The sequence below is a fragment of the Corynebacterium yudongzhengii genome (assembly GCF_003065405.1).
Taxonomy (GTDB): Bacteria; Actinomycetota; Actinomycetes; order Mycobacteriales; family Mycobacteriaceae; genus Corynebacterium; species Corynebacterium yudongzhengii.
The window spans coordinates 1,683,551-1,696,732 of sequence record NZ_CP026947.1; the positions used below are offsets into that span (position 1 = coordinate 1,683,551).

Here is a 13,182-nt window from a genome sequence, read left to right on the forward strand (position 1 = left end):
CTAACTAACCGCCCAGAAACTCCCGCCACTGCGGCCACTCGCGCTCGAACTGCGCGCGGCCCTGGCGGTAGGCGGCCTGCAGGCGGGCGAGCTTCTTCTCCCCCGAAGTAATCGGCATCGACTCCGGGAAGAACACCTGCGCGATGCCCTTCTCCTCGAGGTCTAAGACCTGGCGTTTCGACTGGTTGTAGCGGGCCGGACGATCGATCACCGCCTGCGCGATCGCCGGTTCCCGGCGCAGCACGCGACGCACCAATTGGGGGTATTTGACCGGGCTTTTCGCATACTCGCGCGGGCGGGTGGCGATCACGCAGATTTTGTCGTATCCGGCGCGGCGGGCGGCGTCGATAAGCAAGCCTCCCGAATAGCCCAGCGCGCCGTCGAAGTAGCGCACCCCGTCGCGCACGAGCGGGCGCATGAACCCCGGCAGGGTGGACGAGGCGCGCACCATCTTCATGAGTTTTGTCGTCTCGGTGACATCGGCACGGTTGAAGGCGATGGTCTCGGCGGTATCGGAGCGCACCGTCTCGATGTGCATCTCCGCGGGGTTCTCATAAAACGCCTGCTCATCTAGGGGAAGCGCGCTCTCGTGGGAGCGTTCGTAGATGAACTCGCCGTTGAAGTAACCGCGCCCGCGCAGAAAAGATCCCCACCCGCCGAACTCGCGGTGCGCGGCGAGGGTGGTAAACGACGCCTCGGCGCGCCCGGCGTCCCGGCTGAGTATGTTGATGGTGTGGCTCGCCCCGGCCGAGACCCCGCCGACCCACCCGAACTGCACGTCTTCTTCGATGAGGCGGGCGATCACCGGCGCGATATAGGCGCCGCGCAGTCCCCCTCCTTCGATCACCAGGGCTGTATCGCGAGCGTCCATCACACCCCCTACCCTACAGATATGGGACTTTTCGACCGCCTTTTCGCCGGTGAGCGCCTGCCCCGCCTGCCGAAGACCGCCCGGATCGCCGACGTCGACGCCCTGCACGTGCGCACCGCCGGCGAGCTCGTGGTGTGCAGCATGGATACCACCGGGCTGCGGGCGCTTATCGACGCCGCCGCCGACCGCATCCCCCTCCAACTGCGCGGACCCGGCCGGCGCACGACGTTCGTGCCGGTCACGAAGGTCCAGAAGATCGTGTTGGACCCGGATCACGGGTGGATCATCCCGCTGGTGCCTGAGGCGTGTGCGGACATCGCCACGTGGGAGGTCGCACCTTCGGAGCATCAGCTGGGCTCGCTGGCTGTGGTCGTCGAGTAGCGAAGGTGGCTTCGCTGTTCATCCGGTGAAGTTTGTAGTTATTCGCTACCATGAAAATTCGGACCTAATTCACAATGTTGGGAGTATGAGCAGTGAAGGTTGCGATTCTCGGCGGCGACGGCTTCTGCGGTTGGCCTGCCTCTTTGTACCTGTCGGACCAGGGCCATGATGTCACGATCGTCGACAACCTGTCTCGCCGTGCTATCGATGCCGAACTCGGTGCGGAATCTCTCACCCCGATCGCATCCATCGATGAGCGCCTGGCCGCGTGGAAGGAAGTCAGCGGCAAGGAGATCGGGTTTGTGAACCTGAATGTCGCGAAGGACTATGACGCGCTGCTGGACTTCTTAAACACGCAGCGCCCGGATGCCGTCGTGCATTTCGCCGAGCAGCGCGCCGCGCCGTACTCCATGAAGAATTCGACGACGAAGCGCTACACCGTCGATAACAACACCAACGCCACGAATAACCTGCTCACCGCGATCGTCGAGTCGGGGCTGGATATCCACGTCGTGCACCTGGGCACCATGGGTGTCTACGGCTACGGCACCGCCGGGATGAAGATCCCGGAGGGCTACCTGAAGATCCAGGTCACCTCCGACGAGGACGAGAACGGCAACGCCACGAAGCCGCACCCGATCGATCTGGAGATCCTCTACCCCACCAATCCGGGCTCGATGTATCACATGACGAAGGTGCTGGATCAGACGCTGTTCGCGTTCTTCGCGAAGAACGACGAGCTGCGCATCACTGACCTGCACCAGGGCATCATCTGGGGCACCACTACCGAGCAGACCGCCCGCGATGAGCGCCTCATCAACCGCTTCGACTACGACGGCGACTACGGCACGGTGCTCAACCGTTTCCTCATGCAGTCGGCGGTGGGCTACCCGCTGACCGTCCACGGCACCGGTGGCCAGACCCGCGCGTTCATCCACATCCGCGACATGGTCCGCTGCATCGAGATCGCCCTGGAGAACCCGCCGGAGCGCGGCGATCGGGTGAAGATCTTCAACCAGATGACCGAGACTCACCGCGTGCGCGATCTGGCTGAATTGATCGGCAAGATTTCCGGCGCCGAGGTCGCCTACGTGCCGAATCCGCGCAAGGAGTCCGCGGAGAACGAGCTCCACGTCGTTAACGAGACGTTCTTGGACCTCGGGCTCCAGCCGACCACGCTGGCCGAGGGGCTTTTGCACGAGGTTGAGGACATCGCCAAGAAGTACGCCGATCGCGCCGATACCTCTAAGATCCCGGCCCGCTCGCTGTGGACCAAGCAGAACGCGGCCGGCGAGCCCGAGCTCCAGAAGTAGGCGAGTCCCGCATGCGGATCTCGATGTTCACGGAGGTCTTCTTACCGAAGATCGACGGAGTGGTCACCCGCGTGACCCGCACCCTCGAACAGCTGCGCGACTTAGGTCATGAGGTCCAGCTGTTCGCCCCGGGTGATCCGCCCGCGGAATACGCCGGCTTCGAGGTCATCCCCGTGCGCGGGGTGCGCCTGCGCCCCATCTACCCCGAGATCACCGTCGGCATGCCCACCCCGCGCATCCATCGGGCGGTGCGGGAATTCCAACCCGACGTCCTGCATGCCGTCAACCCCGTCTGGCTGGCCGCCTACGGTGTCTTCGAGGCGAAGACGCACGACGTCCCTTTGGTCTGCAGTTTCCATACCGACGTGCCTGAGTACGTCGAAAGCCTGCGCATCGGGTGGGCCCGCCAGCCGGTGGCCACCTGGATCCGCATGCTGCACAACATGGCGGCGGTCAACCTGTGCACCTCCGGGCCGATGGTGGACAAGGCCATCAACCAGGGCTTTCGTAACGTCGAGCTGTGGCCGAAGGCCGTGGACACCACCGGTTACCACCCCGATCGCCGCTCTGAGGCGATGCGGGAGAAGCTTAGCGACGGACACCCCGACGCCCCACTCGTCGTCTACGTCGGGCGTATGTCGCTGGAGAAAAACCTCGACCGCCTCGCCCCGATCATGCGCCGCGTGCGCGAGCAGGTCCCCGGCGCCCGGTTGGCGATGGTGGGCTCCGGCCCCCAAATCGACGAGCTGAAGAAACTCCTCGATCCCGCCTTCACCACCTTCACCGGGTATCTCTCCGGCGCGGAGCTGGCCGGCGCGTTCGCCTCCGGCGACGTTTTCGCTTTCCCCTCGACCACCGAGACCCTCGGGTTGGTGGCGCTGGAGTCCTTCGCCTCCGGGGTGCCGGTGGTCGGCGCTCGGGCCGGCGGCATCCCCTTTGTTATCGACGACGACGTCACCGGCTACCTCGTGGAACCCGAAGACCTGGATACCTGGGCCGAAAGGATCATCGGGCTGCTGCAGAACCCCGAGCGTCGCCGCGAGATGGGGGCCACCGCCCGCAAGGAGGCGGAGCGCCACGGCTGGCGGTCTGCCACCGAGCGCCTCGTGCGCTTCTACGACTTAGCGATCGAAGGCCACCCCACCCGCGATTAGCACGTGCCTCAAGATTCCAGCACGCTCGCGGAGATCGCCGGTACGACGACCTGGCCTTCGACAGTTGTGTGGTCGATCTCGTGGTCATGTAAACGGTGCACCCAGCGCTTGTCCTCGGCAAGCGGGCCTATCTCCCAGTCGCGGTCCCGGGCGTTGATCGCTACGTAGATTTCTCGTTGCTCGCCGCCGTCGATAAGAAAAGACAGCCTTCCCGGCTCGGCGTGGAGGAGCTGGTAGCGCTCATCGACCTCGGCGTAGCTTGACGGCTGCGGCCAGCCGGGCTGCCTCCGCCACCGATTCAGGGCGATGAATAACTCGCGTACCCGGGCGTGGCGAGGATCCCACCCGCGGTCATAGTCGAAGGCGTTGATGCGATCCGGTGAGCGATAGGAGTTCTCATCGCCGTGTTTGGTGCGCCGGTGCTCCATCCCGGCGTGTACAAAGACGGTCCCGACGCCGAGATACGGCAGCGTCATCGCCAGCAGGTGACGACGCAGCAACTCCTCGTCATCTGCCGCTTTCGTGCTGGCGGGATCCAGTCCGGCGACGGCGCAGAGCTTGTCATGCATCGTGAGGTTGTCATGCGCCTCGACGTAGAGAACGGACTGTTCCGGCTTTAAAAAGGGATAGCGCGTGGAGGTGAGGGCGCAGAAGAGCTCGAGCGAGCACTCCGTGCCACCGTGACCGGCGACGAAACCGGGGACTTCAGCGTCAAAGTTATCGCCGCGGATCGCATCGCGGGCTTGATCGTTAAACATCCGGATCCGGGGGATCTCGTCCGCATGGAGAAGATCGGCCGGTGTGACGGCCTCGAGGTGGTTCCCCATCTCCCACCCCTCGCCGAGCAGCAGGATCTCTGGGTCGATCTCGTCGAGGCGCCGGCGGATGGCCTGCATGGTCTCCACATCGTGGGTGCCCATGAGATCGAAACGGAAGCCATCGATACCGAAGGCCTGGGCCCAATAGGCCACAGAATCGACGATGAACTCGCGCACCGCCGGTTGTTCTGTGGCGACCTCGTTGCCGCAGCCGGTAGCGTCGTAAAGCTCGCCGCCGTCGGTGCGGAAGTATCCCAGAGGGAAAAAGGCGTGAGTGCCGGCATCGTAGACGTGGTTGTAGACGACATCCATGATCACCCTTAAGCCCGCGCTGTGCAGGGCGTCGATGCAGGCGGCGAACTCCTCGATGCGCGTAGAGGGGTCTGTGGGGTCGGTGGCATAAGAGCCCTCGACGGCGTTGTGGTGGTCGGGGTCGTAGCCCCAGTTGTACTGCGCGTTGAAACTCAAGTCGCCGGTCTCGTCGACGGTGGCGAAGTCGAAGACCGGCATGAGCTGGACGTGGGTGACCCCGAGGCTACGCAGGTAATCGAGGCCGCTGGGGTTGCCCTTCGCCGTGCGGCGCCCCGGTTGGCTGAGGCCGGCGAAGGTTCCGGTCGACTCGATACCGGCCGACGGGGCGATCGTGAGATCCCGGATGTGTATCTCGTAGATGATTTCCGTACCCGGCTTCGGCGCCGACGGGCGCTGGCCGTTCCAGCGGCGCCGCGGTAGCAGTACGCCGTGGGTGCCGTTGGCGGTGACGGCCGTGGCGTGAGGATCGGTAAACTCGGTGACGCAGCCGTTGCGGTCAGTATGGCGTAGCCGGTAGCGTAGCCCGGTATATGCGCTGCTCAGGGCGAGGCTAAAGGTGCTGTCGTCTCCGCGTGTCAGCGGCCGGCGGAGGATCTCAGTGCCGGCGTCGTTATAGCCGATAAGCTCCACCGCCACCGCGTGCGGGGCGGAAAGGCTCAGTACGTAGTCGGCGACCATGGTGGGCCCCCAGACTAGCTGGACGGAGGAGATGATGCACCAGAGTGCAACGCCGTCTAGGTCACGTAGGGAGTGCTAATGCGCCGTAGTGCAGCGTCCTGGGTTTAGTTCCGCTTCTTTTACGGCCCTGTGTTGATGGGCTCGGTGAGATAGTACTCGGTTTCTATTTCCTGTGGGGTAGCGTAGTCCAATGCTTCGTGAAATCGCTTAGTGTTCCACCAATGCACCCACCGCAAGGTGGCCAGTTCGACTTCTCCGACCGACGTCCACGGGCCCTGGGCATGAATCAGTTCAGCCCTGTAGAGACCGTTGACTGTTTCGGCTAGTGCATTGTCGTAAGAATCGCCGACTGTTCCCACACTCGGGCGGATTCCTGACTCAGCTAGCGCAGTGGAATACTTCAGTGACACATACTGGCTGCCCCGATCGCTGTGGTGAATTAGCTGGTTTCCATGGATTCGCCCTGCAGTCGTTAACGCATGCTCCAAAGCCTCCATCGGCAGCGCGTCGGTGCGCATTGTCGAGCGTGTAGCGACACCAACAATTTTTCGGCTGAATACATCCACGACAAACGCGGTATAGGCGAATCCTGACAGGGTGCGAACGTAGGTAATGTCAGCAACCCAAAGCCTGCCTGGTGCCTGCGCACGGAAGTTTCGGCGCACAAGGTCCGGGCGATGATCCGGTGTCTTCGGGCTGATCGTTGTTAGTGGGCTTCGCCCACGTCTGCGGCCAGAAACGCCAGCGAGTTTCATCAGACGTGCGGTCTTGTCGCGGCCGATATGAAAGCCTTCACGGTTCATCGCGTGCCACATTTTGCGGATGCCGTAGACCGAGAAATTCTCCGCATGCACACGCTGTATCTCTGGGATGAGCAGGCTATCGCTTAAGGCCCTTGCGCTGGGAACACGAGTGGTCGCCTTGCGGTAGCCACGAGAGGTGATGAATCCACGATCTGCCTGTTTTAGAACTCTGCAGATGGCCTCGACCCCACATTGATCTTCGTACGCGTCGATGTAGGAGATCATTTGGTCGTGGGTCGGTCGAGTTCCGCTGCGAAAAAAGCCGAGGCTGTCTTAAGAATCCCGTTTGCTCGTTTCAGTTCGCGGTTTTCTCGACGCAGACGCCTGAGTTCTTCTTCCATTTCTTCGCCGCCTGAAGCGTCAGAATTATCGCGTACGCAGGCGCTGTCACGGTACCAAGCCCGCAACGTGTGGTGGGATACTCCAAGCAGCTCACCGACCTGCGTGTAGGCGCGTTGCAGTGAGCAAGACTCCAGGCGGACCATTTCGATGATCTGATGGACTGCCTTCTCCTTGAACTCGACGGAATACTTTCTAGGCATAGTTCAATCCTTCCTTAGCTGAGGTAGGAACTAAACCCAGGACGCTTCACTCGTTGGAATCTCTGCGGGGTATCTGCATCACCACGCGCTGAAGGAGCGCTGCTACCGGGTAGGAAAGCCCTAGCGCACAAGCCATGATGAGCAAAAGCTACATGGACAGCATCTGACAAGAGCGCCGCGCGGGCCAGCCGACGAGGTGGAGGCAACCGAGGAAATAGTCGAATTTTCTAAACGCACGGCCCACGATCTGCGGGATACAGAATAACGAGGCGATCGTCCACGAGATCGCGGCGTTGGTAGCGAGGTTCACCGTCACAGCCTCACCGACCTCGGTGCCTTGGACCGCGCTTCGGGTGTTAATGACGGCTGCAAGAACACCGATAGCCACGCTCACCGCAACGATGGCTGCCACGTTGGCGCCCATCGACGCCCGCACGTAGGACACCATAATCTTCGTGGCGATAGACCTAAGCATTGATCGTTCCTTCGTCGAGACGAACAATGCGATCACAGAGTTCCGCGATGCCAGGATCATGAGTCACGATGAGCGCATGAGCATCCTGCGCGGAGCACCAGTCCGTGATCTCACCCATGGCGCGCCGCGCGTTGTCTTCATCAAGGCTGCCCGTGGGCTCGTCCGCGAACAGAAGTTTCGGCCCACCGGCTAAGGCCCGAGCGATGGCTACGCGTTGGGCTTGCCCACCCGAGACGGCCTCGGGCAGTGAATCCCGCTCATCCCCGATGGCTAGGCGGTCAAGAACGGTAGTGGGTGTGATGTTTTTCGGCTTGCCTGCCAAAGCCCACGAAAGCTCTACATTTTCGAACAAAATAAGACTTGGGATTAAAAGGTGTTCTTGGAAAATGATCGCGACCGATTCACGCAGGTGCTCGCGCACCTCGCGTTGCGAAATACCCGAAATCTGTGTTCCGTTGAGCTTACTTGTTCCTTCGGAAAGCTGAGCGATGCCAGCAAGCCCGTGAAGCAAGGTTGTTTTTCCTGTTCCCGACGGCCCCATGAGTGCGACACATTCCCCTTCGGGGATCTGGAAGTCTATATCGCGGAAGAGCCAATCGCGTCTCTCCGCGTTGTCGAACTGGAACCCGGCTCCCAAAACCTCACATATACCGATCAACCCTTAAAGAATGACGTTCTTCTTATCGGCGTGGCTTTGGGACCCAACGTAGTCCGGCCCTATGGCTACACATCGGGGTTTGCCCTGCCTGAGGTGTGACCTGGGGTTATGATGACCGCTACACTCGAGGAGCTCTTTCGAAAACAGCAGCAGGCAGGGCACAGTACCCTAGCCCAGCCTAGCGCTCGCGTTTGTTGCGGTAATTATCGGCGGCGAGGTAAGTACTGAAAGCGCCAAGGAGAGCGCACAAGCCCGAGCTGACCAGAAGTCCTCGTGAGGGGTCCGGAAAAGCGATGTTGAAGGTAAAGACTCCGACACCGACGACCAACCCAAACAGGGCCATGCCCAGCAGAATCTTCTCACGCTAAGCTATCTTCCTCTTCTTGAGGTGTTCACAATTCCTGAGGTAGCTGCCGCGGTGGGCAACGCCTCGATTGACCTCTAGATTCGAAACAAATAGCTGTCAGGGCCCACAGTACAAAACTATTGACTTGTTGCCAACAAGTCCCCTACTCCAAGCCCTCTCTGCGCATCGACACAGACCGCATGCCCAGGCGCATCCAACGAGCGAGCCAATAGTGAGTGCACAAACGCTTGAAGGAAGCGCCCTTCAAGCATCTTCCTTCAAGCGTTTGCAAACAACTCCCCCGACCGACCTAGCGCAAACGCCACCCCACACGCCTCACAGATGCACCACACCTAAAACGATGAGCACCGCGGCAACGAGGTAGCCACCCATCCGGCTCACGGCCTCAGAGTTGTCGCGGGCTTTCTGGAACCACTGCCCCAGCCGCGAGTGCGGGTACCGGCGCACGAGGCCGACGGCGAGGGCGACGAGCGTCGGCAAGCTCAGGGCGAGGCTGGCGTACCAGAGCATGCCCCCGTAGCGGGCGGCCACAGAGTAATCGCCCGCGGAGAGCACCGCGATGCCAGCGAAAAAGGGCCCCGATGTCAGGGATTGCACCGCGCCTAAGACGAAGCCGGCGACCACCGTCCAGATAGAGGGGGTGCGTACGAACGACAGGATCGTGTTGATGATCTTGCGGTTGCCGCCCGGCTTCGCCCGCCAAGTGCCAATCAGGGCGACGAGCCCCACCGCGATGAGGATGAGGCCGAAGACGGGGCCGTCGACAAGCCGGGTGACAAAGTCTTCGAGCCCGTCGAAGACGAACATCACCAAGATGGCCAGCAGGAAGACCCCGAGCCAGTCGCCGGCGATCAGAAGGGGCGCGACTTTGCGGTAGGCCCCCTTCGGCAGGATGATGCCGATCGCCACGACAACGGCGATGAGCAGCGCATTGACCGAGTCGATAAGCGCGAAGCTGACGGCGGAGAGCATGAACGACATGCTACCCGCTGCTAAGCCACCTACTTCAGTTCACTCGGATCGAGGCGCCGCGGGTAGACGGAGGGGCGCACGCCTGCGATGTGCTCGACGATGCGGATGACCTGGTTGGAGTAGCCATACTCGTTGTCGTACCAGACATAGAGCACCAGGTGGCGTCCGTTCGCGATGGTGGCCAAACCGTCGACCACGCCGGCGTGCGTGGAGCCGACGAAGTCAGTGGAGACCACATCCGGGGAGTTGATGTAGTCGACCTGCTGGCGCAGGCTCGAGTGCAGCGTGACGTCGCGCAAAAACTCGTTGACTTCCTCGCGCTCGACCTCGGTGTTCAGCGTCAGGTTGAGCACCGCCATGGAGACATCCGGGGTGGGCACGCGGATGGCGTTGCCGGTGAGCTTGCCCTGCATCTCCGGCACGGCCTTGGCAACGGCCTTCGCCGCGCCGGTCTCGGTGAGCACCATGTTCAGCCCGGCGGCGCGGCCGCGGCGCGGGCCCTTGTGGTAGTTATCCGCCAGGTTCTGGTCGTTGGTGTAGGAGTGGACGGTCTCGACGTGGCCGTGTTCGATGCCGTAGCGATCGTTGATGACCTTCAGCACCGGGGTGATGCCGTTGGTGGTGCACGAGGCGGCGGACAGGATGTCGTCGCCGTCGTCGATCATGGCTTCGTTGATGCCGTAGACGATGTTCTTGATGTCCCCCTTGCCCGGCGCGGTGAGCAGCGCCTTGGCCACGCCCTGGGACTTGAGGTGCTGGCTCAGCCCCTCGCGATCGCGCCAGCGGCCGGTGTTGTCGACGACGATCGCATCGTTGATCCCGTAGGCCGTGTAGTCGATGCTGGCCGGGTCGTCGGCGTAGATCATCTGGATGGCCGTGCCGTTGGCGATGATGCGGTCATTGTCGTGGTCGACGGTGATGGTGCCGTCGAAAGGCCCGTGCACCGAGTCACGCCGCAGCAGGGAGGCGCGTTTGACGATGTCTTCGTCGCCCTTCTTGCGCACCACGACGGCGCGCAGGCGCACACCGCCGTAGGTCGCCTCGCGGGCGATGAGGATGCGAGCGAGCAGCCGGCCGATGCGCCCGAAGCCGTAGAGCACGACATCGCGCGGCGTGAGTTCCTTCTCGGTGCCGATGACCTCGGTGAGGTGGCCTTCGACGAAGCTACGCAGATCCTTTTCATCAGACTTGGAGAACTGCACGGCCAGCGCACCGAGGTCGATGGACGCGGTGCCGAGGTCGAGTTCCACGAGCTCCTTGAGCACCGGCAGGGTCTGCTCGAGCGGCAGCTCCTTCTTCGCGATGCGGCGGGCATACCGGTGGGCCTTGATGATGTCGATATCGGTCACCCCGACAAGCAGGCGGCCGAAGATCGAGGTGACCACGTTCTTCTCCCGGTGCAGCCGGGAAATCAAAGGCAGCATCTCCTGCGCGAGCGCCAGTCGGTGGTTCCAGTCCTGCTGGACGTTGTGGTCATCGGTCATGCTTGATCATCCTCGTGGTACGAAGGGGTCTCGACGTTTCGCCGGGTAGGCGTTAACGTACGGGTGGTTTCCCTTTCATTGTATGTTTCACCTTCCGCGGGCTTCGCCCCGGGGGAGACCTCTCGTTTCCTACTGTCAGAGGCCTATTTCATGCAGCTTCCCTCTCCCCGCTCCCTCGCGGAGGTCGTCGCCGACGGCACCATCGAGCAGGCCGCGATCGACGCCGCCTCCCCACGCATCAAGCATCTCGAGTGCAACGGACTCGCCCCACTGAGCGACGAAAAAGATGCCGCCTGCGAGATCCGCCTCGATCCCGCACGCCGCACCCTCACTGCCACCCGCGTGGCCCGGATCAGCGACGGCACGTGGACGTGGCTCACGCAGCGCATCGAGGGCTTTGACTTGCCGGAGTTCCGCGGGCCAATACCGGCGAGCGACGAGCTTATCGACGCCGCCCGCACCCTCTTCGGCAACGCCCCCGCCTTCGTGATCCCGCATGACGAGGCGACGGCCTCCGTCGTCATCCCGCACGGCCGCCCGGAGACCCTGCCGACCCGCGAGGCCCTGGCCACCGGACTTCCCCGCGTCCCCTCTGCTCACCTGCGCCGCGCGATCGACAGCTTCGCCGCCACCCGCGGGCTCGGGGTGCGCCACGGCGAGGAGGCGATCGACTTCAGCGACGGCACCCGGCTGGGGCTTCACGACGGCCTCGTCACCGACATCTACGGCCTGGGCGGACCCCGCTTTTCCGAGATCCGCGCCGACGCGTTCTTCCCCTCGGTCGAACACCAGCTGCTTCTCGACGGCCGCTTCCCCCACCACACCCTCGTCTGCGACCTGGCTAGCGGCAGGGCGCGCCTGGCCACCGCCGCCGGCGAGATGGAGCTGAAGGCCCACGTCATGGGGTTCATCGAGGCCGATCAGTGGCGCTGGGCGTGGGCGGATCCGCGCACCGGCGGCCACGAGTCGGCGGCGCTGTCGCTGCGCGTGCGCGCCTTCGGCCAGGACAAGGGACTGCCCGTGCTGCAGTCCCCGCGCCTGTCGTGGCATAAGTGGTTGATCGAGCTGTGCAAGCCGATCACGGGGCGTTTTACCCACGGCTTCGTGCACTTGGGCGATAGCGTCGCAGTGGTGCTTTTAGAACACGACAGCCTGCGCCTTCCCCCACCGAGTGAATCCGCGCTTAGGGCCACCCTCGCGCGCGAGCTCCCGGCCGGGGTCGATCCGCAGCGCGCCGTGGCCCGCTATTGCGACTACCGCGGCCTGGCGCTTCACGAAGGCTCCCTACACGCCCCGGATACCGGGCGCACACTGCGGATTCTTATCGAGGGCCGCAAGGTTAGCGTAGATACTGACGGTACTCGCTAGCCGGCAGCGGGTCGCCGAAGCTGGCGTCCTTCGTCTTATCGACGAGCACCGCCCGCACCCCCTCAGCGAAGTCGGGCTGGCGGATCATGAAGCTGCCGAGGCGCAGTTCGTTGTCGAGCGCCTCGGAGAGATTGCGCTCGGCGTTGACCGCCAGCAGCTCCGCGGTGGCGACCAGGGAGGCCTTGCTGGCGCCGGCGATGAGTTCGTCGACCAGCTCGACGAACTCCTGGTTATCGTGGCTGCGCAGGGCTTTATCGATCTCTTCCCAGCTGCCGTAGCGAAAGACCGCCTCGATGTCTTCGGCGACACGCGCGATCGGCGGGTCGATGGCGGTGGTGCGGGCATCGGCCAGCACGTCGTCGAAGCTCTGCCGGGTCAGCGCCTCAATATCGGGGCTGTCCACGACGTGGGTGGCCAGCCCGGTATGCAGCATGTCCTCTGCCTTTAAGCGGTAACCGGTCAGGGCGAGGAAGCGCCCGGTCGCCTTACCGGTAATCGCCTGCAGGGCATAGGACATACCGACGTCCGTGATATACCCAATCGCCATCTCCGGCATGGAGGCGAACGCGTTCTCCGTCACGATCCGGTGGCTGCCGTGCATGGAAATGCCCTGGCCACCACCCATGATGACCCCATCGGCGAGCGCGGCGAAAGGCTTCGGGTACTCCGCGAGCAGGTTGTTGAGCCGGTATTCGCCGGCGAAGAACTGATCGGCCTCGTCGGATTTGCCCTCGAGCACCGCCTCGCGGGCCGCACGGACGTCCCCGCCCGCGCAGAATCCGCGCTCCGGGGCGTGGATGAGTACTTGTTCGACGGTGTCGTCGTCACGCCAGCTCTCCAGGGCTTCGGCGATGATCTCCACCATCTCGGGGTTGAGGGAGTTCAGCGCGCGAGGGCGATTCAGCGCGATGACTCCGGTAGCATTGCTGATTGATGTGATCACTGGTGTGTCCATGGCCCCCAGTGTTGCACAGATCACCAGTGCG

Annotated in this window: 12 protein-coding genes; 4 read left to right on the plus strand and 8 right to left on the minus strand. The window is 63.1% G+C overall.

Annotation, left to right across the window (positions count from 1 at the left end; genetic code table 11):
- Positions 1-4 precede the first annotated feature (4 nt).
- Positions 5-874, minus strand: a complete 870-nt coding sequence (locus tag C3B44_RS07825; protein ID WP_108431886.1) for a patatin-like phospholipase family protein — start codon at positions 872-874, stop codon at positions 5-7.
- Between the two features lie 18 nt (positions 875-892).
- Here C3B44_RS07825 and C3B44_RS07830 point away from each other — a divergent pair, with 18 nt between their 5' ends.
- The 3 genes from C3B44_RS07830 to C3B44_RS07840 all read left to right on the plus strand — a co-directional run bounded on the left by C3B44_RS07830 (position 893) and on the right by C3B44_RS07840 (position 3,719).
- Positions 893-1,252: a hypothetical protein gene (locus C3B44_RS07830; RefSeq protein WP_108431887.1), complete on the plus strand. Its 360-nt coding sequence runs from the start codon at positions 893-895 to the stop codon at positions 1,250-1,252.
- A gap of 92 nt (positions 1,253-1,344) precedes the next feature.
- Complete coding sequence (locus C3B44_RS07835; protein WP_108431888.1) at positions 1,345-2,565, plus strand: NAD-dependent epimerase/dehydratase family protein; 1,221 nt, start codon at positions 1,345-1,347, stop codon at positions 2,563-2,565.
- A gap of 11 nt (positions 2,566-2,576) precedes the next feature.
- On the plus strand, positions 2,577-3,719 hold the full coding sequence (locus tag C3B44_RS07840) for a glycosyltransferase family 4 protein (protein ID WP_108431889.1): 1,143 nt from the start codon (positions 2,577-2,579) through the stop codon (positions 3,717-3,719).
- Positions 3,720-3,727: 8 nt separating this feature from the next.
- Here the strand turns inward: C3B44_RS07840 and C3B44_RS07845 are convergent, their stop codons facing one another.
- The 6 genes from C3B44_RS07845 to C3B44_RS07870 all read right to left on the minus strand — a co-directional run bounded on the left by C3B44_RS07845 (position 3,728) and on the right by C3B44_RS07870 (position 10,828).
- Positions 3,728-5,527, minus strand: coding sequence for an alpha-amylase family glycosyl hydrolase (locus C3B44_RS07845; protein ID WP_108431890.1), 1,800 nt, complete (start codon positions 5,525-5,527; stop codon positions 3,728-3,730).
- A gap of 119 nt (positions 5,528-5,646) precedes the next feature.
- Positions 5,647-6,872 (minus strand): IS3 family transposase gene (locus tag C3B44_RS07850; RefSeq protein WP_108431797.1). Its coding sequence is split into 2 segments (ribosomal slippage): positions 5,647-6,593 and positions 6,593-6,872, totalling 1,227 coding nucleotides; the frame shifts between segments, so codons are not numbered across the junction.
- A gap of 148 nt (positions 6,873-7,020) precedes the next feature.
- Complete coding sequence (locus tag C3B44_RS07855) at positions 7,021-7,347, minus strand: hypothetical protein (protein WP_108431891.1); 327 nt, start codon at positions 7,345-7,347, stop codon at positions 7,021-7,023.
- Positions 7,340-7,984, minus strand: a complete 645-nt coding sequence (locus tag C3B44_RS07860) for an ATP-binding cassette domain-containing protein (RefSeq protein WP_146183463.1) — start codon at positions 7,982-7,984, stop codon at positions 7,340-7,342. The genes C3B44_RS07855 and C3B44_RS07860 overlap by 8 nt, the downstream gene beginning before the upstream one ends.
- A gap of 703 nt (positions 7,985-8,687) precedes the next feature.
- A complete protein-coding gene (locus tag C3B44_RS07865) occupies positions 8,688-9,344 on the minus strand; it encodes a hypothetical protein (RefSeq protein WP_108432615.1) in 657 nt (218 codons plus the stop codon).
- 29 nt (positions 9,345-9,373) lie between these two features.
- Positions 9,374-10,828 carry a glyceraldehyde-3-phosphate dehydrogenase gene (locus tag C3B44_RS07870; RefSeq protein ID WP_108431893.1) on the minus strand — a complete coding sequence of 485 codons (1,455 nt, stop codon included), beginning with the start codon at positions 10,826-10,828 and terminating at the stop codon, positions 9,374-9,376.
- Positions 10,829-10,978: 150 nt separating this feature from the next.
- Between C3B44_RS07870 and C3B44_RS07875 the strand changes: the two genes are divergently transcribed.
- The gene (locus tag C3B44_RS07875; RefSeq protein ID WP_108431894.1) at positions 10,979-12,196 is read left to right on the plus strand and encodes a DUF6882 domain-containing protein; all 1,218 of its coding nucleotides are present in this window, start codon (positions 10,979-10,981) and stop codon (positions 12,194-12,196) included.
- Here the strand turns inward: C3B44_RS07875 and C3B44_RS07880 are convergent.
- Entirely contained in the window at positions 12,168-13,151 is a 984-nt protein-coding gene (locus tag C3B44_RS07880) for a 3-hydroxyisobutyryl-CoA hydrolase (RefSeq protein ID WP_108431895.1), read from the minus strand. The two genes, C3B44_RS07875 and C3B44_RS07880, sit on opposite strands and share 29 nt — an antisense overlap.
- Between the last annotated feature and the right edge of the window lie 31 nt (positions 13,152-13,182).

Coding starts and splice junctions, on each gene's coding strand:
- C3B44_RS07845 (WP_108431890.1), bottom strand. CDS start 5,527: ATGGTCGCCGACTACGTACTGAGCCTTTCCGCCCCGCACGCGGTGGCG.
- C3B44_RS07870 (WP_108431893.1), bottom strand. CDS start 10,828: ATGACCGATGACCACAACGTCCAGCAGGACTGGAACCACCGACTGGCG.
- C3B44_RS07840 (WP_108431889.1), top strand. CDS start 2,577: ATGCGGATCTCGATGTTCACGGAGGTCTTCTTACCGAAGATCGACGGA.
- C3B44_RS07875 (WP_108431894.1), top strand. CDS start 10,979: ATGCAGCTTCCCTCTCCCCGCTCCCTCGCGGAGGTCGTCGCCGACGGC.
- C3B44_RS07855 (WP_108431891.1), bottom strand. CDS start 7,347: ATGCTTAGGTCTATCGCCACGAAGATTATGGTGTCCTACGTGCGGGCG.
- C3B44_RS07880 (WP_108431895.1), bottom strand. CDS start 13,151: ATGGACACACCAGTGATCACATCAATCAGCAATGCTACCGGAGTCATC.
- C3B44_RS07830 (WP_108431887.1), top strand. CDS start 893: ATGGGACTTTTCGACCGCCTTTTCGCCGGTGAGCGCCTGCCCCGCCTG.
- C3B44_RS07865 (WP_108432615.1), bottom strand. CDS start 9,344: ATGCTCTCCGCCGTCAGCTTCGCGCTTATCGACTCGGTCAATGCGCTG.